The sequence below is a fragment of the Streptomyces sp. NBC_00328 genome, assembly GCF_036139655.1.
Taxonomy (GTDB): Bacteria; Actinomycetota; Actinomycetes; order Streptomycetales; family Streptomycetaceae; genus Streptomyces.
The window spans coordinates 5,265,865-5,287,368 of sequence record NZ_CP108013.1; the positions used below are offsets into that span (position 1 = coordinate 5,265,865).

General features: G+C 73.8%; 17 protein-coding genes. 16 read left to right on the plus strand and 1 reads right to left on the minus strand.

What is annotated here, in order from left to right:
- Window positions 1-118: 118 nt before the first annotated feature.
- From OG485_RS23060 to OG485_RS23075, 4 genes are all read left to right on the plus strand, one after another.
- Window positions 119-838 carry a helix-turn-helix transcriptional regulator gene (locus OG485_RS23060; RefSeq protein WP_328670477.1) on the plus strand — a complete coding sequence of 240 codons (720 nt, stop codon included), beginning with the start codon at window positions 119-121 and terminating at the stop codon, window positions 836-838.
- Between the two features lie 192 nt (window positions 839-1,030).
- Entirely contained in the window at window positions 1,031-4,243 is a 3,213-nt protein-coding gene (locus OG485_RS23065; RefSeq protein ID WP_328670478.1) for a hypothetical protein, read from the plus strand.
- A complete protein-coding gene (locus tag OG485_RS23070; protein ID WP_328670479.1) occupies window positions 4,240-4,947 on the plus strand; it encodes a DUF4255 domain-containing protein in 708 nt (235 codons plus the stop codon). Before OG485_RS23065 ends, OG485_RS23070 begins: the two co-directional genes overlap by 4 nt.
- Window positions 4,948-5,039: 92 nt before the next feature.
- Window positions 5,040-7,073: an ATP-binding protein gene (locus OG485_RS23075; RefSeq protein ID WP_328674602.1), complete on the plus strand. Its 2,034-nt coding sequence runs from the start codon at window positions 5,040-5,042 to the stop codon at window positions 7,071-7,073.
- Window positions 7,074-7,088: 15 nt separating this feature from the next.
- On the opposite strand, the gene OG485_RS23080 is transcribed toward OG485_RS23075, so the two are convergent.
- On the minus strand, window positions 7,089-8,900 hold the full coding sequence (locus tag OG485_RS23080) for an eCIS core domain-containing protein (protein ID WP_328670480.1): 1,812 nt from the start codon (window positions 8,898-8,900) through the stop codon (window positions 7,089-7,091).
- 247 nt (window positions 8,901-9,147) lie between these two features.
- On the opposite strand from OG485_RS23080, the gene OG485_RS23085 reads away from it, so the two are divergent.
- The 12 genes from OG485_RS23085 to OG485_RS23140 all read left to right on the plus strand — a co-directional run bounded on the left by OG485_RS23085 (window position 9,148) and on the right by OG485_RS23140 (window position 21,371).
- A complete protein-coding gene (locus OG485_RS23085) occupies window positions 9,148-10,704 on the plus strand; it encodes a phage tail sheath family protein (protein ID WP_328670481.1) in 1,557 nt (518 codons plus the stop codon).
- A 58-nt stretch (window positions 10,705-10,762) separates the two neighbouring features.
- Window positions 10,763-11,203: a phage tail protein gene (locus OG485_RS23090; RefSeq protein ID WP_189151609.1), complete on the plus strand. Its 441-nt coding sequence runs from the start codon at window positions 10,763-10,765 to the stop codon at window positions 11,201-11,203.
- The gene (locus OG485_RS23095) at window positions 11,200-11,694 is read left to right on the plus strand and encodes a hypothetical protein (protein WP_328670482.1); all 495 of its coding nucleotides are present in this window, start codon (window positions 11,200-11,202) and stop codon (window positions 11,692-11,694) included. Before OG485_RS23090 ends, OG485_RS23095 begins: the two co-directional genes overlap by 4 nt.
- The gene (locus OG485_RS23100; RefSeq protein ID WP_328670483.1) at window positions 11,691-11,849 is read left to right on the plus strand and encodes a DUF6760 family protein; all 159 of its coding nucleotides are present in this window, start codon (window positions 11,691-11,693) and stop codon (window positions 11,847-11,849) included. Before OG485_RS23095 ends, OG485_RS23100 begins: the two co-directional genes overlap by 4 nt.
- Before the next feature lie 4 nt (window positions 11,850-11,853).
- Window positions 11,854-14,874 carry a hypothetical protein gene (locus OG485_RS23105; RefSeq protein WP_328670484.1) on the plus strand — a complete coding sequence of 1,007 codons (3,021 nt, stop codon included), beginning with the start codon at window positions 11,854-11,856 and terminating at the stop codon, window positions 14,872-14,874.
- 23 nt (window positions 14,875-14,897) lie between these two features.
- Complete coding sequence (locus OG485_RS23110; protein ID WP_261704786.1) at window positions 14,898-15,323, plus strand: phage tail protein; 426 nt, start codon at window positions 14,898-14,900, stop codon at window positions 15,321-15,323.
- A gap of 58 nt (window positions 15,324-15,381) precedes the next feature.
- Window positions 15,382-16,101 carry a CIS tube protein gene (locus OG485_RS23115; RefSeq protein ID WP_328670485.1) on the plus strand — a complete coding sequence of 240 codons (720 nt, stop codon included), beginning with the start codon at window positions 15,382-15,384 and terminating at the stop codon, window positions 16,099-16,101.
- Window positions 16,098-17,921 carry a VgrG-related protein gene (locus OG485_RS23120; RefSeq protein ID WP_328670486.1) on the plus strand — a complete coding sequence of 608 codons (1,824 nt, stop codon included), beginning with the start codon at window positions 16,098-16,100 and terminating at the stop codon, window positions 17,919-17,921. The genes OG485_RS23115 and OG485_RS23120 overlap by 4 nt, the downstream gene beginning before the upstream one ends.
- 34 nt (window positions 17,922-17,955) lie before the next feature.
- Complete coding sequence (locus OG485_RS23125) at window positions 17,956-18,273, plus strand: PAAR domain-containing protein (RefSeq protein ID WP_328670487.1); 318 nt, start codon at window positions 17,956-17,958, stop codon at window positions 18,271-18,273.
- Window positions 18,274-18,415: 142 nt separating this feature from the next.
- The gene (locus OG485_RS23130; protein WP_261704782.1) at window positions 18,416-18,838 is read left to right on the plus strand and encodes a GPW/gp25 family protein; all 423 of its coding nucleotides are present in this window, start codon (window positions 18,416-18,418) and stop codon (window positions 18,836-18,838) included.
- Entirely contained in the window at window positions 18,838-20,811 is a 1,974-nt protein-coding gene (locus OG485_RS23135) for a putative baseplate assembly protein (RefSeq protein WP_328670488.1), read from the plus strand. The genes OG485_RS23130 and OG485_RS23135 overlap by 1 nt, the downstream gene beginning before the upstream one ends.
- Entirely contained in the window at window positions 20,808-21,371 is a 564-nt protein-coding gene (locus OG485_RS23140; RefSeq protein WP_328670489.1) for a phage tail protein, read from the plus strand. The genes OG485_RS23135 and OG485_RS23140 overlap by 4 nt, the downstream gene beginning before the upstream one ends.
- The last annotated feature ends 133 nt before the right edge of the window (window positions 21,372-21,504 follow it).

The window sequence follows — 21,504 nt, forward strand, 5'->3', positions numbered from 1 at the left end:
AGTCGTTGATGTGGCCCGCCGCCGTGCCCACTCCGTTTTCCGGGCTTTCCGGCCTTTCCGGCGATCGCCCCGCGTTCCCGCTCCCCCATGCGCTCATGAATCAGGTGGTAACTCGGCCATGTCCCGTTCGGACGAGAACAATGCGGCCATATCGGCCCTCACGACACCTGCGGCCGCCCAGGCCGTGGCCACGCACCAGTCCTCCCACTCCGATCGTCCGGTCCGGGTGACCCTGGCCGTCTACGCCGCCGATCCGGTCCTGCGCGTCGGCGTCGTCCAGCAGTTGCGCCAGCGCCCCGAGATCGACCTGCTCGACGACGCCGACGTGGACCGGGCCCAGGCGTCGCTGGTGGTCGTGGACCACGTCGACGACGACGTGGCCGCCCTGCTGCAGCGGCTGCGGCACACCGGCAGCCGTACGGGCCTCGTGGTCGGCACCCTCGGGTCCGGCGCACTGCAACGCGTCATCGAGTGCGGCGTGTCGGCGGTGCTGCGGCGCGCCGAGGCCGACCAGGACCGGCTCCTCCACCTGGTCCTGGCGATCGCCAACGGCGAGGGCGTGCTGCCCGGCGACCTGCTCGGCAAACTGCTCAGCCACATGGGCAGCCTCCAGCGCTCGGCGCTCGACCCGCAGGGCCTGTCCCTGTCCACGCTGACCACCCGCGAGGCGGACATGCTGCGCCTGGTGTCGGAGGGCCTGGACACCGCGGAGATCGCCCGCAAGACCGCGTACTCCGAACGGACCGTCAAGAACGTCCTGCACGAGATCACCACCCGGCTGCAACTGCGCAACCGGGCCCATGCGGTCGGCTACGCACTGCGCAACGGGCTGATCTGACAACGAACCGCGACGGGCAGATCCGACGACGCCCGGGCACCCCGGCACTGCCTGAAGACTCACCGCACTGCCCGAAAGCACACCCCGCGCTTCCCCCGGGTACGGCCCCGCCGCCCTGCCGCGCCGCGTGCGGCCGTCGCACAGTGGCAGGGGTACGTCCAGATGCTGCACCAGACTGCGAGGTGGACCGTGATGCGCACCGCCGGCCCCGGTGGGCGGTACCGCCCGGGAAGACTCGGGGCGTCGCTGCTGCTGTTGATCCCGCTGTTCGTGGTGACGGCGGCCTCCGGACAGGGCAGCGCCGAACCCCGGCCGCAGCCGGCGGCCGGCACCACCGGCACCCGGGTCGCCTACGCCGGTACCGGGCACCGCAGCCTCGGCACGGTCGCCACCACCACCTCCAGCACCCCGCTGTTCGCTGCGGGCCCGGCCCACTACGACGTCCAGCCGTCCGCCCTCGGTGACCAGATGGTCTTCGCGAGCCGGCGCGACGAGAAGACCCCGCAGATCTACCTGCGCGCCGCCGACGGTTCCGTACGACGTCTCACCGTCGGCATGGACGCGGCGCACCCCCGGCTGACACCGCGCGGGCAGTCCGTGGTGTTCGACGCGGCCGGGTCCGGGGGCCCGGACGGCGGGACGCAGCGCGACCTGTGGCTCGTACTCACCGACGGCACAGGTCGTCTGACGCGGCTCACCGACACCCCCGCCGACGAGGAGGGCCCGACGGTCTCCCCCGACGGGAAGCAGCTGGCGTACGCCAGTGACGGCGACGTGTCGGTGGGACGGCAGATCTACGTACGGCCGCTGGCGGGCGGCACCCCCACCCGGATCACCAGTCCCGCGAACGGCACGGCGTCCGAGCCGGCCTGGAACCCCGTGGACGACGACGAGAACCGGGACTGGATCGCGTACACCGCCACGACCACCGTCGACGGGAAGAGCGTGCCCCGGCTGCGGGTGGCGAACGCGGCCGGGACCGGCGACGAGTCGCTGTTCGGGGGGACGTACGCGACCTGGCGTGCCCACGGGGCGGCGTGGAAGCCCGACGGGGACGGGGTGGTGTTCCTGAGCCCCGAGGTCACCTGTACGTGCGAGGGCGACTACGACCATGTGTTCAGTTCGCCCGCGCACTCCGACCAGGAACCCGCGCTGGTGCTCAACGAGGACCGGGAGGTCCTCTCGCCCACCTGGCTCGGCCCGCTCGACGGCGGCGGCGTGGTGGTGGAGCGCACCTCGGCGGCAGCCCCTGACAAGAACCATCCCGGCGCGCACGTGGTGACGCTGCAGGACGTCCGGGCGGACGGGGCCGACCCCCGTGACCTGGGGCTGACGATCCTCAACGAGGACCCGGCGGCCGACACCAACACCGATCCCGCCAAGGACCCGCTGTTCCGGCCGGCGTCCGGGTACGACCCGTGGACCGAGCGGCAGAGCTACACGCCCGACGGACGCCGGATCGTCGTCGCCCGCTTCGAGACCGACGCCGACGGCCGGCGGATCGAGCGGATCTGGATGGTGGACGCCGACGGCTCCAACCCGGTGCCCATGCCGCTCAAGGACCGCGCCGCGACGGACTGGGACACCGACCCGACGTTCTCCCCGGACGGCAAGTACCTCGCCTTCACCCGGACTTCGCCGGGAGGCGTCGGTGAGGCCGCGGGTCCCAGCAGCATCCTCATCGCGGACGCGACCACCGGGGCGATCACCGGCAAGGTCACCCCGCCGGCCGGACAGCTCCAGGGCCAGGACGCCCAGCCCACCTGGTCGTCCGACGGCACCACCCTGGCCTTCACCCGCAACTTCGAGATCAACGGGGGCGGCGGCAACAAGCACATCTGGACCGTGCCCGTGAACGCCCTGACCCGGCAGGACGATCTGAGCGCCAGGATCTGCCCGGGCGACTGCGAGGTCATCGACGACAGTCCGGCGTTCTCCCCGGACGGTCTCCGTATCGCCTTCAACCGCAAGAACGGCGCCGGCCGGATCGACGAGCAGAACGGCATCCTCCTGACGTCGCTGTCGGGCGACGGCTGCCGGGTGCTGCTGCCCACCGCCGCCCGTGACCTGCCCGGCGCCTGCGGCCGGGAACTGCCGGAGAACACCGGCCCGTTCCAGCCCCGCGACGCCGCCTGGACGGCCGACGGCAAGGGGCTGGTGATCAGTGCCCGTCCCAGTCGGCCGGTCAACACCCCCGAGAAACTGAAGCTCCTGGACATCGCGTCCGGCACGCTCACGAAGCTCACGACCGAGCTCCCGGGCCGGCACAAGGAACCCGGCGTCCAGCAGTCCGTGAACCTCGCCGTCAAGGCGCCCGGCACCGCCCCGGAGGTCACGGTCGGCGACTCCACCACGGTCCGCGTCGACGTGGTGAACAACGGACCCGCCGCCTCCCCCGGCACCACGCTCACCATCGACCCGCCGGCCGGTGTGCAGGTCACCGAGGTGACCCGGCCCGGGGGCACCTGCGTCGCGGCCTCGCTCCAGTGCAACGTCGGCGTGGTGGAGCCGGGCAGCACCGTCCCGGTGACCGTCACCCTCACCGGGGTCACCGTCGGCGACCAGCCGGTCGACTGGTCGGTCACCGGTACGGTCCTGGACCCGGAGCCCAGCGACAACGCCGGCCGGACCGTGGTGCCGGTGCGCGAGGCCACGCCGCCCCCGACGCCCACGCCCAGTCCGACGCCCACTCCGACTCCGACGCCCACTCCGACCCCGACGCCGACACCCACCGTGCCCCCGCAGGCGCCCGAGCCCGACGCCGGGCCCGGGGTGAGCGTTTCGGCCCGGCCGAACCCCGGCTACGTCGGCGGCCGTGTCGTGGTGACGTACACCGTGCGCAACGGCCGCAACGCGCTGGCGACCGGGCTGCGGCTGCGCATCGGCCTTCCCGAGGGCATCCCGAACAGCGGCCCGCCGGCGGGCTGCGACGACTCCTGGGTGTGCGCGCTGCCGGACCTGACGCCGCGCGCGAGCACCGTCGTACGCGTCGTGCTCAGCCCCGACAAAGCGCTGACCGGCCGTGTCACCGGCGTCCTCACCACCACCGGGACGGACGCCGACAAGAGCGACAACACCGCCCGGCAGCGGCTGCGCATCCTCCAGCCCCGCATCGTCGCGGTACCGGCGATCGGCAGGCCCGGCTTCGTCACCTCGGTGCGCGGCAAGGACTTCCCGCCGGGAGCGCCGGTGCGGTTCACCTGGAATCCGGGGATCACCGCGGCGGCGGCGCCGACCGTGCCGAAGCCGGACGGCACCTTCATCGGCCAGCTGCTCATCCTCGCCAAGGACCAGACCGGACCGCGCACCATCACCGCCAAGGGCCCCGGGTTCTCACCGGTGAAGACCGACTTCCTGGTGGTCAGCGGCAGCGTGCAGCCGCCCGACGAGGTGACCCGCCGATGATCCACGAGGTCGACGAGGGGCTGCGCCGGCTGCTCGGCGAGTCCGGTCTGCAGACGTCGGGCATCGACGTGGTGTTCGACGCCCCCACCCGGGACTGGGCGGCGCGCCGCAGCGCCCCGACGGTCTGCGTCTTCCTGTACGACATCCGCGAGGACGCCGTCCGGCGCGGCAGCGGCGCCGGGGAGGTGTACGACGCGGACGGGCACCTGGTGGCGCGGCGCACCCCGCCCCGCTGGTTCGAGCTGACGTACCTGGTCACGGCGTGGGCGAGCCGCCCGCAGGACGAGCACCGGCTGCTCTCGCAGGTGCTCACCACCCTGGTGGCCACCGACACGCTGCCCGCGCGGCTGCTCACCGGCACGCTCGCCGAACTCGGTCTGACCGTCAGCCTGGACGCCGGAGGGGCCGGGCTCGACGCGCCGGCCGCCTCCGACGTGTGGTCGGCGCTCGGCGGAGAGCTGAAGGTGTCGCTCGGGGTACGGGTACGGGCGCCGCTCGCCGGAGTGAGCACGGCCGTCGCGCCGCCGGTCACCGAAGGGCTCGTCGTGCGCTCCGCCGCCCGCGGCGAGGACGGTGAAGCGGCGCCGGGACGTCGGCTGCGCTACGCGGAGACGACCGACCCGGGCCCGGACGGCTTCGCCGGCCCGCGTGAGCGGGGCCCCGCCCCCGCCAAGCGGCGCCGCCGGGGAGAACGCCAGCCGTGACACACACCGCCGAACCCGCTGTCGTCACCGAATCCGTATCCGTCGCCGAACCCGCTGTCGTCACCGAACCCGTATCCGTCGACGCGGACCACCTGTGGGCGCGACTTCGCGCGGTCGAGGAGCGGGTGCGGCACGCCGTGGCCGTCCGTCGTGCCGACGATCCCGATCCCGACGACCCGTATCGGGGGCAGTACCTCAGCCCCGAGGCGGTGGCCCGCATCCTGGAGGAGCCGGGTGGTCTCGACGTACCCGCCCAGGAGCCGTGGCGACCGCCGGCCGGGTCCGTTCTCGACGGCCTCGCCCGGCGGTTCGGACTGTCCCCGCTGGATCTGGACCTGCTGCTGGTCGCGGTGGCGCCCGACCTGGACGCCCGGTTCGAGCGGCTCTACGGCTATCTCAACGACGACCTGACGCGCCGTCGGCCCACGGTCGGACTCGCCCTGGAGCTGTGCGGGCTCGCCGGCGCGGCAGCCGCCCGGTTCCGGCTCACCCCCGGGGCGCCGCTCGTCGCGGGCGGTCTGGTGGAGGTCACCGAGCCGGAACGGCCGCCGCTGTCCCGGGTGCTGGCGGTCCCCGACCGGGTCACCGCGCACCTGCTGGGCTGTGCGCGGCCCGACGCCCGGCTCGCCGGGGTGCTCGGCGAGGTCCGCGGGGACCCGACCGCCGAGGCGGCGGAGGTCCACCGGACGGCGGCCGCGGCCGGGACCGGCACGGGCCTCGTCCATCTGCGCAGCGGGGGCGGCGACGCCGAGGGGCTGGCCACCGCCGCCCTGCACACGGCCGGGCTGCGCCCGCTCGTCCTCGACGCGGTGGCCCTCGCCCGGCGCCCCGGCGACGTGCCGGAGCTCGCCCGGGTCGCCGCCCTCGAAGCCCGTCTGACCGGTGCCGGGGTCGTTCTCGGCCCGCTGGAGTCGCTGCCCGCGGAACCGGGCGAACGAGCCCGGACGCTGGGGGCGCTGTGCGCGGCGCTGCGCGGGATTCCCCTGTTCACGCACGGCACCGGCACCTGGGACCCGCTGTGGGCGGCCGACACCCCCGTCGTCCTGAGCGTGCCGGCGCCTTCGCCCGAACGGCAGGCCGCGCGCTGGCGGTACGCCCTCGACCATGCCGCGGGTGACGGCTTTGCGACCGGTGACGTGGAAGCGCTCGCCGAGGCTGTGGCCGCGCACCGCCTGGACTCCGGGCAGCTGCGCCGCGCCGCCGACGTGGCGACGCGTACGGCCGCCCTCGCGGGCCGTCCGGTCCGCGCCGACGATCTGCGCACCGCGGTACGTGCCCAGAACGGCGCGGGGCTCGACCGGCTCGCCCGCCGGGTGGAGCCGGGCGTCGGCTGGGACGACCTGGTGCTGCCGCCGACCACCCACCGGCGGCTGCGCGAACTCGCGCTGCGGGCCCGCCACCGCGAGCAGGTGCTCGGGCAGTGGGGGATGCGGCCAGGCGGTGGCCGGGGGCGCGGTGTCATCGCGCTGTTCGCCGGCGAGTCGGGCACGGGCAAGACCATGTCCGCCGAGGTCGTCGCGGCGGACCTGGGCATGGACCTGTACGTGGTGGACCTGTCCACAGTTGTGGACAAGTACGTCGGGGAGACCGAGAAGAACCTGGAGCGGATCTTCACCGAGGCATCGGCGGTCAACGCGGTGCTGCTCTTCGACGAGGCCGACGCGATCTTCGGCAAGCGCTCGGAGGTGAAGGACGCGCACGACCGGCACGCCAACATCGAGTCGGCGTACCTGCTCCAGCGCATGGAGTCCTTCGACGGCATCGCGGTGCTGACCACCAACCTGCGGGCCAACCTGGACGAGGCGTTCACCCGACGCATCGACGTGGTGGCCGACTTCCCGGTGCCCGACCCCGGCCAGCGCCTCGCCCTGTGGGAACGCTGCCTGGGCGAGCGGCTGCCCCGGGCCGGCGACCTGGACCTCGCCTTCTGCGCGGACCGCTTCGAACTCGCCGGCGGCTCCATCCGCGCCTGCGCGGTGACCGCGGCCTACCTCGCGGCGGAGTCCGGCAGCCCGCTCACCATGCGTCAGCTGATGACGGCGGTCGCCCAGGAGTACCGCAAGCTCGGACGGCTGGTCCTGGAGAGCGAGTTCGGGCCGTACACGGCGGAGGCCTTCGGCGCCTGAGGGGCGGGCGAGAGGTCAGGGCCTTGTCTCCTGGACCTGCCTGAACATCTCGAAGAGGGCGGTTGCGACAGGCAGCCACTCCTCCGGGGGGACCTGGCCGGGCAGGCGGCGGAGTTCGACCTGCAACAGATCGGCCGCATCGGGCGCGTGCCCGCGGTCGAGCCGATGGTGCTGGCCCATGGCCGGGGAGCTGGCTTTCATCCCCTCGGTCACCGTGCTGCCACCACCTGCGGACATCAGGTCCGGGCCACCGGAGGCGATGCTGTCCAGCCACTGCTTGCGCAGCGGGCCCTGCGACTTCGTACTGTCGCCCGCACCACGGTCCATGAAGCCCTCCTTGTACACGGGATCGCCCGGGGCGAGAGCGGCCACTTCGAGAACGCGGGTGGGGTCGAAGGCGGACTGCGCTTCCGCGGGCAGCGCGGCGTACATGGCGGAGAAGCTCATCCGGCTCATCAGGGGCAGGAAGTACTTCGCCTGATCCTGTTGGGCGGACTGCTGGGCGCCGGCCAGCAGATACGAGAACACCAGGGCCAGCAGCCCCTTGAGTTCTCGGGTTTCGGCTGTCTGCAGGTCCGTGACGTACTTGTCGGTGAGGGTCTGGGCCTCCGTGAGGATCGCGGCGTCCCGCCTAGGGTTGGCGCCACCGAGCGCGGTCGTGTTGGTGCGCTTCTCCGGTTCGTCCTCGAAGAAGGCCACGTCCTCAGGGTTCGACGGGGAGGTGAGGGGGAGTTCCTGGCCCACCACCGCGTTGAACAGGGCGAGCACCTTCTCGAGGCTGACGCCACCGGTCGCCTGCGGTTTGGCCAGTGGCGGGTACAGGCGGTCCTTGCCGGGCACGTAGACATTGTTCCCGTTGTGCTGGTGGGTCGTGCCCTGCTCCGACAGAACGCTGTGAAGCTCCGTGTCATCCTCCATGAGGGTCCCCAGCCTCGCCGAGGAGTGGAGCAGCCTGAACGCCGCGGCCATCTCGCCGACTGCTGCGGCCATCCTCTCCAGCTCTGGGGCGTCTCCCTCCTCCTCGAAGGGGACCGTCACGAATTCCATCGCGCTGGCATCGGGAGTGATGTACCAGTCACCCGAAGCGGCCTCGAAGATCTTCTCGTTCTTGGAGATCACCGGCTCTTCGCCGGCCCGCACCAACATGTTGGTCTCGAATTCGAACCCGACCTTCCGCTGGATCTCGACGGCTCCGCCGGCCGCGGCGCCGCCCTGCGTCCCGGCGTGCTCGTCGACGGCGCGCGCCACCGGCACGGGCCCGGAGAGCACCCGCCGGGCGGTGGTCTCGGCCTCGCGCTCGAAGCTGTCCCGGGGGTCGCTGACCCGCAGTCCGTCGCCGTGGTCGGTGCCCGACACCGGACCGTTGCGCTGCTGGACGACATGGGTGAGCTCGTGGGCGAGGGTGTGCTTGTCGCCGCCGCCGGCGCCGAGGACGACATGGCTGCCGGAGGTGTAGGCGCGGGCGCCGATGGCGCGGGCCGAGCGGGCGGCGGCGGCGCCGGTGTGCAGCCGTACGTCGGAGAAGTCGGTGCCGAACCGGGATTCCATGTCCTGGCGCACCGGCCCGGCGAGGGGTTTGCCGGCGGAGCCCAGGACCCCGTCCACCCCGTGGTCGGGTTGCTCCACCACGGGTGCGGGGTGGGCGCGGCGGGCGATCATCGCGGCCACCGCGGCGTTGCCCGCGCCGCGCTGGGACGCGCGGAGCGCGTCGGCGGTGAGCGGGGGCGGTACGGCGCTGCCCGCGGACGTCTCCCGGCGGGCGGCGGCGGTGCCGCGCGCCGGCTGCAGTGCCTCGTTCTGCTCGGCGTGCGCCCCGGACTTCCGCATCTGCTGCCTCCTCGTTGGCGCACCCTTGCCGCGGCCCCCAGTGGACCGCCCGCGCGAACGGGACGTCCAGGTCCGTACGGGCAGAACGAGGGCAGGTCCGGGCGGCGGCCGGTCGGTTCGCACAGGCAGCGAAAGGCAGTGATGTTGCCCCTCACCAGGTCCCCGCGACCCTGTCGTCCCGGTGGATACCCGCGCAGACTCGCCCTGGACACAGGTGAACCGACCCGCAGGACGCGAAGGAGCAAGCATGCCGACGTACCTCACCCCGGGCGTGTACGTGGAGGAGGTGCAGTCCGGTGCCCGACCGATCGAAGGGGTCGGCACCGCCGTCGCCGCGTTCGTAGGGTTCGCCGAGAACGGCCCGTTCCACACGCCGACTCTGGTCACCAGCTGGGACCAGTACACCCAGCAGTTCGGCGGCTTCACCGAGGGCGCCTACCTGCCCCTCTCGGTCCACGGCTACTTCGCCAACGGCGGCGGCGCCGCGTACATCGTGCGGATCGGCGGCCAGGCCGAGGACGCCTCCGCTCCGTCGGTCAACGGCGGTCGGCGCGGCGACAAGGCCGCGGAGCCGGTGGCCCTCGGCGGCTTCCTCGTCGCGGCCAAGCCGGGCGTCACCGGGGTGTCGGTCGAGGTCGCCGACGCGGACGGCGAGAACACGCCGGAGGACCGCTTCAAGGTCCTGGTCCGCCAGGGCGACCAGGTCGCGGAGACGTACGAGGCCTCAACCCGCAAGAACGTCAAGGGCTACCTGGTCAACCAGGCCCGCGCCTCCAAGCTGATCCAGGTCACCGAGCAGCAGGCCGCCGCCCAGACCAGGCCCGCCGCCCAGACCCTGGCCGTGCCCGACGCCCCGGCCGCGCCCGCCGCGAACGGCTCCGGCGAGGTGGCCCGCCTCAACCCGGCGGAGTACGTCGGCGACGCCGCCGCCCGCACCGGGTTCGGCGGTCTGGAGACCATCGACGAGATCACCATGGTCGCCGTGCCGGACCTGATGAGCGCCTACCAGCGCGGCGACATCGACGCCGAGGGCGTGCGCACCGTGCAGCTCGCGGTGATCTCGCACTGCGAGCAGATGGGCGACCGCGTCGCCGTCCTGGACGCCCCGCCCGGACTGGGCGCCCAGCAGGTGCGCACCTGGCGCAACGACGAGGCGGGCTACGACTCCCGGTACGCCACCCTCTACTACCCCTGGATCCGCGTCTTCGACCCGGCCACCGGACGCAACACCACCGTCCCGCCGAGCGGCCACATCGCCGGCGTCTGGGCGCGCAGCGACGGCGAGCGCGGTGTGCACAAGGCGCCCGCCAACGAGGTCATCCGCGGCGCGGTGGACCTGGAGCTCCGGCTCAGCAAGGGCGAGCAGGACCTGCTCAACCCGATCGGCGTGAACTGCGTACGGGCCTTCCCCGGCCGCGGCATCCGCATCTGGGGAGCCCGCACCCTCTCCTCCGACCCGGCCTGGCGCTACCTGAACGTGCGCCGACTCTTCAACTACCTCGAAGAGTCCATCCTGCTGGGCACCCAGTGGGTGGTCTTCGAGCCGAACGACGACCGGCTGTGGTCCAGCATCCGGCGCAACGTCACCTCCTTCCTCACCGAGGAATGGCGCCGGGGCGCGCTGTTCGGCCGCACCGCCGAAGAGGCGTTCTACGTGAAGTGCGACCGGGACAACAACCCGCAGGAGTCCATCGACCAGGGCCGGGTCATCTGTGAGATCGGCGTCTCGCCGGTCAAGCCCGCCGAGTTCGTGGTGTTCCGGCTGGCCCAGTTCTCCGACAGCACCAGCCTCATCGACGAGTGACCACGGGTCAGTAGAGAAGCAGAGAAAAAAGACCCGTAAGGAAAGGTGACAGACAGTCATGGCAACGGGCGATGCTCTTTCCACCCACGTCTTCGGCGTGCAGCTCGGCGGCTATCTGGTCGAGTCGATCCAGGAGATCAGCGGACTGACCGTCGAGGAGGAGGTCGTCGAGGTCAAGCAGGTCAGCGCGGAGGGCAAGCAGATCATCCGCAAGCAGCCCGGCGCCCGGCAGGCAGGTGAGATCACGATCACCCGGGGACTCGACCAGAGCAGCGAGTTCACCAAGTGGATCAAGGAGACCCTGAACAACGGCGCCGTGAACTCCGCGCGGCAGAACCTCACCATCGAGATCAAGGACACCGAGGGCAACACGGTGCGCCGCATCCAGCTGATGCAGGGCTGGGCCTCCAAGTGGGAGGGCCCGTCCCTGAAGGCGGGCGAGTCGTCTCCGGCCACCGAGTCGGTCACGATCGTGTTCGAGGAGATCATCGTCGAATGAGGCGTCGTACGGTGACGGCGGGCAACCTGGAGGAGATCCTCCAGGCGACGGAGCCCGCCCAGGCGCCGGAGCGGGCGGCGGCACCTCCGGCCGCCGCCCCCCCGCGCCGCGAGGACCACGGGCTGCGCACCGAGTTCGAGTTCGAGCTGCCGCGCGGGTACGTCGACGAGGCGGGCACGGTGCACCGCCACGGCTCGATGCGCCTGGCCACGGCCCGTGACGAACTGCGGCCCCAGATCGACCTGCGGGTCAAGGAGAACCCGGCGTACCTGAGCGTGGTGCTGCTGAGCCAGGTGATCACCCGGATCGGCTCGATCAGCGATGTGCACGCCGGGATCGTGGAGCGGATGTACGCCACCGACGTCGCCTTCCTCCAGGACTTCTACCGCCGGGTCAACAGCGAGGGCCACACCCGCGCCGCGGTGACCTGCCCGCACTGCGAGGGCGGCTTCGAGGTCGACCTCTCGGGTGGGCGCCTGGGGGAATCGTGACGTACGCCCTTCCCCGGCTCCGGGAGGAGATCGCGTACGTCGCCTACCACTTCCACTGGCGGCGCGAGGAGATCCTCGACCTGACCCATGACGAGCGCCGGCAGTGGGTGGCGGAGATCGCCCGTATCAACACCCGTGTGAACGAAGGCGGTTGAGCACATGGCATGGCGGGACAGGCTGCGCCGCCGGGCCGCCGCGCCGGACACCGCGGGCCCCGGGTCGCCGGGCGCGACCGGCACCCCGGGTCCGTCCGCGAGCGGCGACCCGGGCTCCGCCGTGCCCGGTGACTGGGACGGCGGCTGGCGCCGTACCGCCGCGCCGGAACTCACCGTGTCCCGCGCCCCGTTGGGCGTCAGCGACGGCCTCGCCTTCCGTGCGGGCCTCGCCGCCTGGCAGAACCCGTCGTTCGACGCCGGCCTCGGCCACGCCCTGCTGCCCACCGCCCCGGCCGGCCTGGTGAGCGGCGTCACGCGCCCGGCCGCCGCCCCCCAGCACACCCACAGCGCCGGGGGTCCGCTGCTGCTCCGGGCACTGCGTCCGGAGGGGGCGGACGGGCCGGGGGAGAGCGAGGGCACGGCGGACGCGCCGACAACCCAGGTCTCACGCCGGACACGTCCGGGCGCACGGCCATCCGGTCCGGCACCCCTCGCGCGGTCATCCGGCCCGGCACCCCAGGGGGAGCGTTCCGGCGACAACAGCACTGCGGGGAAGGACCGTTCGGGCGACGCCGGGCGGGCCCGCGGCCTCACGTCCGCGCACTCGCCCGCCGTGCTCTCCTCGTCGCCCTCCGCTGCCCGGCAGGCCGCGCAGCCGGGCGCCGGCCCGGTCGTGACGCCGGCCGCTCCCGCGACCCCGCTGGTACGACGTGTGGCCGTGGTCCCGCCCGCGGCCGCTGACGGGTCCATGGCCCGGCCCGCCGCCAGGACGCGGCCCGCCCCGGCCGAGCCGTCCCGTCCGCCGGCCGGTTCCGGGGGCCGTACGCCGGGCCGTACGCCTCCCGGTCCGGCCGTCCAGCGCACCGCGGCGGGGCCACAGCCCGCCGGGGGAGCCAGGCAACCGGAGGCACCACGTGCCGCCGGCTCCGACATGTCCCACCCGGCCGTCCGGCTCCGCCCGGTGGGGCCCGCGCTGACCGTCGCCCGGCGCCCCGCCGGACCCGCGCGCCGGGTCCCCGCCCTGCGGCCCGCCGCCGCACCGGCGCCCGGCAGAGCCACCACCCCTGACCCACCCGGCCCGGCCTCCGCCCCCGTGCGGCGCGCCGCCACGCGCGAGGCCGGCCGCGGGCCCCTCGGCGCCCCGCTGAGTGAACTGCCCTCCACGGCGGCACCGTTGCCGCAGAGCACCCCCGCGCCCGGCGCCGGATCCGCGACCGGTCCGGCGCTGCCCGTCGTCCAGCGCCAGGCGGAAGGCGGGGCCGGCACTCCGGGACCGTACGACGGCGGTACGAGGGGAACGGCGCCCGCCGTCCCGCGCCGGACCCCCGGCCCCGGCAACCGCGGGGCACGCGCGCGTGGCGGCCTCGGTGCGCCGCTGTCCGCGCTGCCGCCGAGCGCCGAGGTGCCCGGTACCGCCGCGTCCGGTGCCCGCGCCTCCCGCCCGGACATCCAGCGCGCCACGACCCATCAGGACCCGGGGTCCGGCGCCGCTCCGGCGCCGCCCACGCCGGATCGCGACCGGACGCCCACCGAGGCCGCACCCCGCACGCCGGGCGCGCCGCTGCTCGGGACGGGCGACGTCCAACGCCGCCTCGCGAACCCGTCCGCCACCGGGGGCACCATGCCGTCCGGCCCCGCGGACCACGGAAACGGGCCCGCCACACCGCTGGTGACGCCGTCCGCGGCCGCCCCGGCCCGCGGTCCGGTGGGCGCCGAAGGCCCGGAAGGCCCGGCCGGGAACGCGCCACGACCCGGCACGACGTCCGGCGGGCAGCGGCCCCAGGGCCCCTCCGTTCCGGGCCCGGTCGTCGTCGCCCGTGCCGTGGCCGACGGCACCGGGGGCAACCGGACTCCCGGCGGGCCGGGCGCCGACGGGCAACGGCCCCGAGACGCCGCCGTCCAGGGCCGTGCAGCCCAGGGCCCGGCCGTCCTCGCCCGGGCGGCGGCCGAAGGCACGGGAGCCGGCTCCGGCTCCGGCAGGCACCGGTCCCAGGGCCCCGCTGCCCCGAGTCCGGTCGTCGTCGCCCGGGCCGTGGCCCGAGGCACCGGAGGTGCCCGGCCCTCCGGCTCGGCAGACCCGCTCGGGTTCCCCGTGACCCGCTCCACAGCGCACTCCGCCCTGTCGGCCCCCCGCACCCTCTCGCTGCTGGCCGAGCGCCGGCTCACCCTGAACACCCGTGCCCCGGAAGGGGTGGCACAGCCCGCCGTCTCCCGCTCCGGCGGCCGCCCCGTGGTGGCGGCGCGCTGGCCCGGCGCACCGGCCGGGCCCCGGAGCGACTCCACGCCGGCCGCCGAGCCGTCCGGGCGCCGGTCCGGCACATCGGCGCCCTCGCCGGGCGGCCCCGGGACCCGCGCGCGCCCGGCGCCCGGCCCGTCCGCCCTCGCCCCGGCCACGCCGCAGGTCCAGCGGGCAGCAGCTCCGTACTCCGGACCGGAGGGTTCGGGCGTACCGACGACCGGCTCCCCGGCCCCGGTCCAGCGCGTCCCGGTCGTCCGGCCCGCGCCGCCCCGCCAGGGGACGGCCGCCCCGGTCGCCGCCGTACCGGCGAGGCCCCTGCCGGTGACCGCCCCGCAGGCACCGCCGCTCGCGGACCGTCCGCCGGTCGGCTCGGCACCGGGGGGAGCCGTCCCCGTGGTCCGGCCGAGGACCGTTACGGCGGCCGGCGCGGCCGGTGGGACCGGTGGGACCGGTGGGGCGGCACTCGCGGTGCAGCGCGACGCACGCGGCCGCACGCGGTCGTCCTCCGCGCCCCCCGCGCCGTCGACAGGCGCACCGGCCAAGGAGGTTCCGGCACCCGGCCGGAAGCGGTCGTCGTCCGTGTCCTCCGCGGTCCCCGCGGCCACCGCGACGTCCGCCGCCTCCGGCGAGAAAGCGGCCCGCCGCACCGAGACACCTCAGGACGACCCAGGCCTGGACCTGGACGACCTGGCGCGCCGCCTGCTCGACCCGGTGGCCCGGCTGCTGCGCACCGAACTGCGCCGCGGCCGGGACCGCACGGGCCGCCCCTACGACGGACGCCGCTGAGAACCAGAACGGATGACGGACGAATGACGGACAACATCTTCGCGACGAGCGTGTTCTTCCGGCTCGCGATCGGCGGCAACGACCTGGGCGCCTTCCACACCTGCTCCGGCATGGGCGCCGAGGTGGAGATGGAGAGCTACGCCGAGGGCGGCAACAACGGCTTCACCTGGCAACTGCCCGGACGCGTGACCTGGTCGAACATCACGCTCACCCGGCCGGTCACCGCCGACACGGCGAAGATCGCCCGCTGGCTCGACGAGACGCTGAAGCGGGTGGAGCCCAAGGACGGCGAGATCGTGGCCCTGAAACCGGACCTGACGAAGATCATCAGCTGGCAGGTGTTCGGGATCGTCCCGGTGCGCTGGCAGGGGCCGTCCTTCGACCCCGCCAGTTCACAGGCCGCGGTGGAGACCCTGGAGATCGCCCACGAGGGGCTGCGCCCGTCCTGACACGCCCTCATCAACCAGTTCCCCAGCACGTATCGGCCCCCGGAAAGGAGGTCCCGCCATGTCATCAGCGCGCGCCAGTCGGGCCAGGGCCAAACTGACCCTGAAGGAGCCCCCGGCGTCGGTCGGCGCGAAGCCCGGCGGGACCGTCGCACAGCTCGACCTCCAGTTCAACCCCTCCACCCTGCAGCTGAGCAAGACCACCGAGTGGCGGCGCTCCCCGTCCCGGATGGCGGGGCAGTCGGCACTGCCCGAGTTCGTCGGCAGCGGCCCGCGCACGCTGAGCCTGGAGGTGTTCCTGGACGCCACCGCCAAACACGACAACTCCGTGGAGCAGGCGGTGGAGAAGCTGATGAAGGCGTGCGTGCCGACCCCGGCCAGCCTGGGCCGCAAGAAGCCGGCCAGCCCGTGGGTCCGGTTCACGTGGGGCACCGCCCGGACGACGTCGTTCGACGGGGTGCTCTCCAGCCTGTCGGTGTCGTACACGCTGTTCGACGTCGACGGCAGGCCGCTGCGGGCCACCTGCGCGCTGTCGATCGAGGAGGCGAGCGTCGACCCGCCGGGCCAGAACCCGACGTCCGGCTCGCGCACCGCCCGCAGTACGCACACCGTGGTGGCGGGCGACAGCCTGGCCATGCTGGCCTGGCGGGAATACGGCGACGCGACGGCCTGGCGGGTCATCGCGGAGGCGAACGGAATCGACGACCCGATGGCGCTCGCGCCCGGCACCGAACTGGTGGTGCCGGGGCTGCAGGACGCGGACGGTGAGGAGGAGCGATGACCGCCGAGGCAAGGGGCCGGCTGTTCACGGCGGACCCCGTGGTGGAGACGCCCGACGAACTCCCGCAGATCTGGGCCGCCCAGCTGGTGAGCTGCGTGGTGGACGAGAACGTGGGCCTGCCCGACGCGGCACAGCTCACCTTCCGCGACCCCGACCACGAGTTCCTGCAGGCGACGGGCATCACCATCGGCACCCCGCTGAAGGTGTCGGTGGTGACCGTGTCCGGGCAGGCGCGCGAGCGCCTGTTCAACGGCGAGGTGACGGCCCTCGAACTGGACCGGGACAGCACGGGCTCGTTCACCGTGGTGCGCGCCTACTCCAAGGCGCACCGCCTCCAGCGGGGCCGGAAGGTGGTGGCGTACCGGAACATGACGGCGTCGGCGATCGTCCGCAAGGTGGCCGCCGGGGCCGGGCTGGCCTGCGGCACCGTGCAGGCCGCGCCGGTCACCTACAAGCAGCTCTCGCAGGCGAACGTGTCCGACTGGGACTTCCTGCAGTTCCTGGCCGGGGAGAGCGGCGCGCTGGTCCGAGTCGACGACAAGGGGCTGCTCCAGTTCACCAAGCCGGTCAAGGCGTCCGGCGCGCCCGCGCCGTCGACCTCGTCGTCCCGCAACCCGATGGTGCTGGAGTACGGGGCGAACCTGCTCGCGCTGCGGGCCTCGCTGTCGGCGGCGGACGGGGCGTCGCAGGTGGAGGTGCGCGGCTGGGACGTCACCACCAAGAAGCCGCTGGTGTCCCGGCAGCCGTCGGTGATCAGTGACACGGTGGTTCCGGGCCTGAGTCCGGCGCTCGCGGCCGGCCGGTTCGGCAAGTCGGCGAAGCTGACCGTCACGGACACCCCGTACCGCACCCTGTCCGAGACGACCGCGGTCGCGGACGCGGTGTCCGGTCAGGTCAGTGCCGGCTTCGGTGAGCTGGAGGCGGTGGCCGAGGGCAACCCGCAGCTGCGGGCGGGCAAGCCCGTGGCGCTCGGCAACGTCGGGCAGGCGTTCTCCGGCAAGTACACGGCGACGGCGGTGCGGCACGTCCTCGAACCGCACGGCGGGTACCGGACGACGGTGTGGGTGAGCGCAAGCCCGGACCGCTCCCTGACCGGCCTGGTGACCGGCGCCGACGCGCCCGGCCGCGGCTCGCGCCTGCCGGGTCTGGCGATCGGCGTGGTGACGGACGTACGCGAGATCGGCGGCGCCGAGAACGGCTCGGTGAAGCTGAAGTTCCCCTGGCTGGACGACACGTACACGACCGACTGGGTGCGCACCGTGCAGTGGGGCGGCAAGGGCGGCGGAGGCGTGTTCAGCCCCGAGGTCAACGACGAGGTCCTGGTCGGGTTCGAACAGGGCCTGCTGGACAGCCCGTACGTCATCGGCGGGCTCTACAACGGCGTCGACAAGCCGTCGCCCCACAAGGTCCCGCTGATCGACAAGGCCACCGGAAAGGTCAACCGCCGCTCCGTCGTGTCGCGTTCGGGGCACCGGATGGAGCTCCTGGACGCGAGGGCTCCGGGCCAGTCCGGCCTCAGGCTCGTCAGTGGCGACGAGCGCCTCGAAGTAAGCCTCGACCAACGGCGGGGCCGGATCGAGCTGACGGTGTACGCCGGGAAGGGCCGGCAGCCCCTCACCTCCGTCCTGCTCGACAAGAAGGGCATCACCCTGGACGCGGGACGGGGCGACGTGAGCATCTCGGGCGGGAACGTGGACATCCAGGGCCGGGTCGGGGTGAAGATCGGCGGCCGCACGGTGAGCGTCACCGGCAGCTCGGACGTCACCGTCGACGGCGGTCTGCTCGGCGTCCTCAAGGCCAAGCTCATCCGGATCAACTGAGGATCGACACCGTGACCAGCGAAAGGAGCACCGCATGCCGGCCGCAGCCCGTACCGGTGACCCCACCAACCACGGCGGCGTGATCGCCACCCCGCCGCCCGGCGCCGCCGCGGCGGTGGCCCGTGTGCTGATCGGCGGCCGTCCCGCCGCCGTCGTGGGCAGCCTGCACACCTGCGTCATACCCCCGCACGCGGCCCTGGGACCGGGCAACGTGATCATGCCCGACCTGGCCGGGCTCGCCTCGGGCCAGGTCCTCATCGGCGGGCTGCCGGCCGCGCGGGCGCGCGACAAGACGACATGCGGCGCGATGATCGTGACCGGCGCCCTCAACGTCCTGATCGGGGGCCTGTGATGAGCGAGCGGTTCGATCGGCGTGGGTGTCCGCTCCCGTTGCGGACCGGACGCCCCGCCCGCGGTGGCGTGGTCCGGCCCACCCGTACCCGCGGTGGCGTGGTCCTGCCCGGCGCTCCGGGCGTCCGGACCGGGAGCGTGTCATGAGCGACCGGTTCATCGGCCGAGGCTGGGCGTTCCCGTTGCGGGTCGGGCCGACCGGCGGGATCGGCATGGTCGAACGGGAGCGGGAGATCGAGGAGGCGATCCGCCTGGTACTCGGCACCGCACCCGGCGAGCGCCCCATGCGCCCCGAGTTCGGCTGCGGCATCCACGACTACGTCTTCGCCCCCGGCGACGGCGCCACCGCCGGACTCGTCGCCCAGCAGGTGCGCGAGGCCCTGGAACGGTGGGAGCCGCGCATCGCGGTGGACGACGTGGTGGTCGCCTACGACGCCGTCGAGGCCGGAACCCTCTACATCGACGTGCGCTACACCATGCGTTCCACCAACGACCGGCGCAACCTGGTGTTTCCCTTCTACACGATCCCCTCCGAGGAGGGGGCCGAGGAATTGGTTGCCGACTGATGGCCCTGCCCTCCCCCAACCTGGACGACCGGCGGTTCCAGCAACTCGTCGACGAGGCGAAGCGGTACGTGCAGCAGCGCGCCCCGGAGTGGACCGACCACAACGTCTCCGACCCGGGCGTCACCCTGATCGAGACGTTCGCCTACCTCGTGGACCAGTTGCTGTACCGGCTGAACCGGGTCCCGGACAAGAACTACACCGCGTTCCTCGACCTGCTGGGCATCCGGCTGTTCCCGCCGGCCGCGGCCGTGGCCGAGGTCGACTTCTGGCTGTCGGCGCCGCAGCCCGACACGGTGACGCTGCTCCAGGGCACCGAGGTGACCACCGCGGGCGGCGAGAGCGACGAGGCCGTGGTGTTCACGACCGTGGACGAACTGCGCATCGTGCCGAGCGAGTTGATACGGCTGGTGACCGCGCCCCGGACCGGTGAGCAGACCGACCGGACCAGGACGCTCGCCGAGGCCGGCGACGTACCGTGCTTCCAGCGGGCACCGGAGCCGGGCGACGCACTGCTGTTCGGCCTGCCGACGGCGGTACCGCGCTGCGTGGTCGCCGTACAGCTGGACAGCCGCACGGAGGGCGTCGGCGTGGACCCGCGCCAGCCCCCGCTGGTGTGGGAGGCGTGGGCCGGCGGCGGCTGGCAGGTGTGCGAGACCGGTGAGGACACCACCGGCGGCCTGAACCGGCCCGGCGAGGTCATCGTGTACGTACCGGCAGGGCACACGGCGTCGGTGATCGGCGGGACCCGGGCCGGCTGGCTGCGCTGCCGCGTCACCGAGGCGGAACCGGGCCAGCCGTTCTACTCGGAGTCCCCGACGGTGCGCGAGGCGGCGGTGTTCACCGTGGGCGGCACCATGTCCGTCGAGCATGCCGAGACCGAGACCGACGTACCGCTCGGCACCTCGGAGGGGGTCTCCGGGCAGACGTTCCGGCTCGGCCGCCCGCCGGTCCTCCTCGACGGCGAGCCCCCCGTGGTGGAGGTGTCCTCGGAGGAGGGCTGGCAGCGCTGGGAGGTGGTGGAGCACTTCGGCCGCTCCGGCTCCGCCGACCGGCACGTCCGCGTCGACGCCACCACCGGCGAGTTCGGCTTCCCGCCGGTGCTGCGCGAGCCGGACGGCACGCTACGGCAGTGCGGTGCCGTGCCGCCCAAGGGCGCCCAGATACGGGTGGCCCGCTACCGCACCGGCGGCGGACCGGCCGGCAACGTCGCCCGCGGCGCGATCTCCGTGCTGCGCAGCTCCGTTCCCTACGTCGCCCGGGTCGTCAACCGGGAGGCGGCGCGCGGCGGTGTCGCCGGCGAGACCATCGACAACGCCAAGCTGCGGGCACCGGACGCGCTGCGGATGCAGGAACGCGCGGTGACCGCCGAGGACTACGAGATCATCAGCCGCCAGGCGGCACCCTCGGTGCGCCGGGTCCGCTGTCTGCCCGCGGCGGACGGCGCGGGCGCGGTACGGGTCCTGGTGGTGCCGGACGCGGTGGCCGACGAGGGCGACGACCGGCTCCGCTTCGAGCAGTTGATCCCCTCCGACCAGGTGCTCGAAGCGATCACCGCGAGCCTCGACGAACGGCGCCTGATCGGCACCCGCCTCGTCGTGGAGCCACCGGCCTACCAGGGCGTCACCGTGGTGGCCCGGCTCGCGGCGGCGCCGGGCGACACCGACCGGGTGCGCGACGCGGCGCTCGCCGCGCTGTTCCGGCACCTCAACCCGCTGCACGGTGGTCCGGACGGCACCGGGTGGCCCTTCGGACGGCCGGTGCAGTACGGCGATGTGTTCGGCGTGCTGCAACGCGCCACCGGCAACGCGCTGGTGGAGGAGATCCTGCTGTTCGCCGCCGACCCGATCACCGGGCGGCGCGGAGCACCGACGGACCGCGTCGACGTGGCCGCGGGCGCGCTGGTCTTCTCCTACCAGCACCAGGTGGTCGTCACGGCGGCCGGGCCGGACACGGGGACAGGGATCCGGGGATGAGCCGCGCCGCCGTACCCGGCCTGCCCAGCCAGTACCCGATCGGCGGGCAACTGCCCGCCCTGTACGCCGACGACGACTTCGCGCAGCGGTTCACGGCCGGCCTCGACACCGTCCTCGCCCCGGTGTTCGCGACCCTCGACAACCTGCCCGCCTACTTCGACCCCCGGGTGGCTCCGAGCGACTTCCTGGCCTGGCTGGCGTCATGGGTGGGCGCCGCCGACCACCCGCAGTGGCCGGTGGAGCTGCGCCGCGAGGCGGTCGTCCGCGCGGTGGAGCTGCACCGGTGGCGCGGCACCAGGCGCGGCCTGGTCGAGGGACTGCGGCTCGCGCTCGGCGTGCACGCCGAGGTGAGCGGGGACGGCGGCGCGGCGTGGTCCAGCACCGCCGGTACCGACCTGCCGCCCGAGCCCCCCGCCGAGACCCTGGTCCGGGTGTGGCCGGGCCGCGAGGCACGGGTGGACGAGCGCCGGGTCCACGAGGTCGTCCGGGCCATGTGCCCGGTGCACACCGTCTGCCGGGTGGAGATCCTGCCCGGCCCGCCCACCGACGAAGGGAGGTGATGTCATGCGCGCATGTCCCGTGTGCGGGGCATCCAACGGCTCCACGGACGACTTCTGCGGCAACTGCGGGTCGTACCTGGGGTGGTCGGACAGTACGTCGCCTTCGGGTACACCCGCGGAGCCGTCGCCTTCG

What these genes read in the sequence shown, in the direction of transcription:
- OG485_RS23065 (WP_328670478.1), top strand. Translation starts at nt 1,031, where the DNA reads ATGCGCACCGCCGGCCCCGGTGGGCGGTACCGCCCGGGAAGACTCGGG.
- OG485_RS23135 (WP_328670488.1), top strand. Translation starts at nt 18,838, where the DNA reads ATGGCCCTGCCCTCCCCCAACCTGGACGACCGGCGGTTCCAGCAACTC.
- OG485_RS23105 (WP_328670484.1), top strand. Translation starts at nt 11,854, where the DNA reads ATGGCATGGCGGGACAGGCTGCGCCGCCGGGCCGCCGCGCCGGACACC.
- OG485_RS23110 (WP_261704786.1), top strand. Translation starts at nt 14,898, where the DNA reads ATGACGGACAACATCTTCGCGACGAGCGTGTTCTTCCGGCTCGCGATC.
- OG485_RS23090 (WP_189151609.1), top strand. Translation starts at nt 10,763, where the DNA reads ATGGCAACGGGCGATGCTCTTTCCACCCACGTCTTCGGCGTGCAGCTC.
- OG485_RS23120 (WP_328670486.1), top strand. Translation starts at nt 16,098, where the DNA reads ATGACCGCCGAGGCAAGGGGCCGGCTGTTCACGGCGGACCCCGTGGTG.
- OG485_RS23080 (WP_328670480.1), bottom strand. Translation starts at nt 8,900, where the DNA reads ATGCGGAAGTCCGGGGCGCACGCCGAGCAGAACGAGGCACTGCAGCCG.
- OG485_RS23125 (WP_328670487.1), top strand. Translation starts at nt 17,956, where the DNA reads ATGCCGGCCGCAGCCCGTACCGGTGACCCCACCAACCACGGCGGCGTG.
- OG485_RS23140 (WP_328670489.1), top strand. Translation starts at nt 20,808, where the DNA reads ATGAGCCGCGCCGCCGTACCCGGCCTGCCCAGCCAGTACCCGATCGGC.
- OG485_RS23130 (WP_261704782.1), top strand. Translation starts at nt 18,416, where the DNA reads ATGAGCGACCGGTTCATCGGCCGAGGCTGGGCGTTCCCGTTGCGGGTC.
- OG485_RS23095 (WP_328670482.1), top strand. Translation starts at nt 11,200, where the DNA reads ATGAGGCGTCGTACGGTGACGGCGGGCAACCTGGAGGAGATCCTCCAG.
- OG485_RS23060 (WP_328670477.1), top strand. Translation starts at nt 119, where the DNA reads ATGTCCCGTTCGGACGAGAACAATGCGGCCATATCGGCCCTCACGACA.
- OG485_RS23070 (WP_328670479.1), top strand. Translation starts at nt 4,240, where the DNA reads ATGATCCACGAGGTCGACGAGGGGCTGCGCCGGCTGCTCGGCGAGTCC.
- OG485_RS23115 (WP_328670485.1), top strand. Translation starts at nt 15,382, where the DNA reads ATGTCATCAGCGCGCGCCAGTCGGGCCAGGGCCAAACTGACCCTGAAG.
- OG485_RS23085 (WP_328670481.1), top strand. Translation starts at nt 9,148, where the DNA reads ATGCCGACGTACCTCACCCCGGGCGTGTACGTGGAGGAGGTGCAGTCC.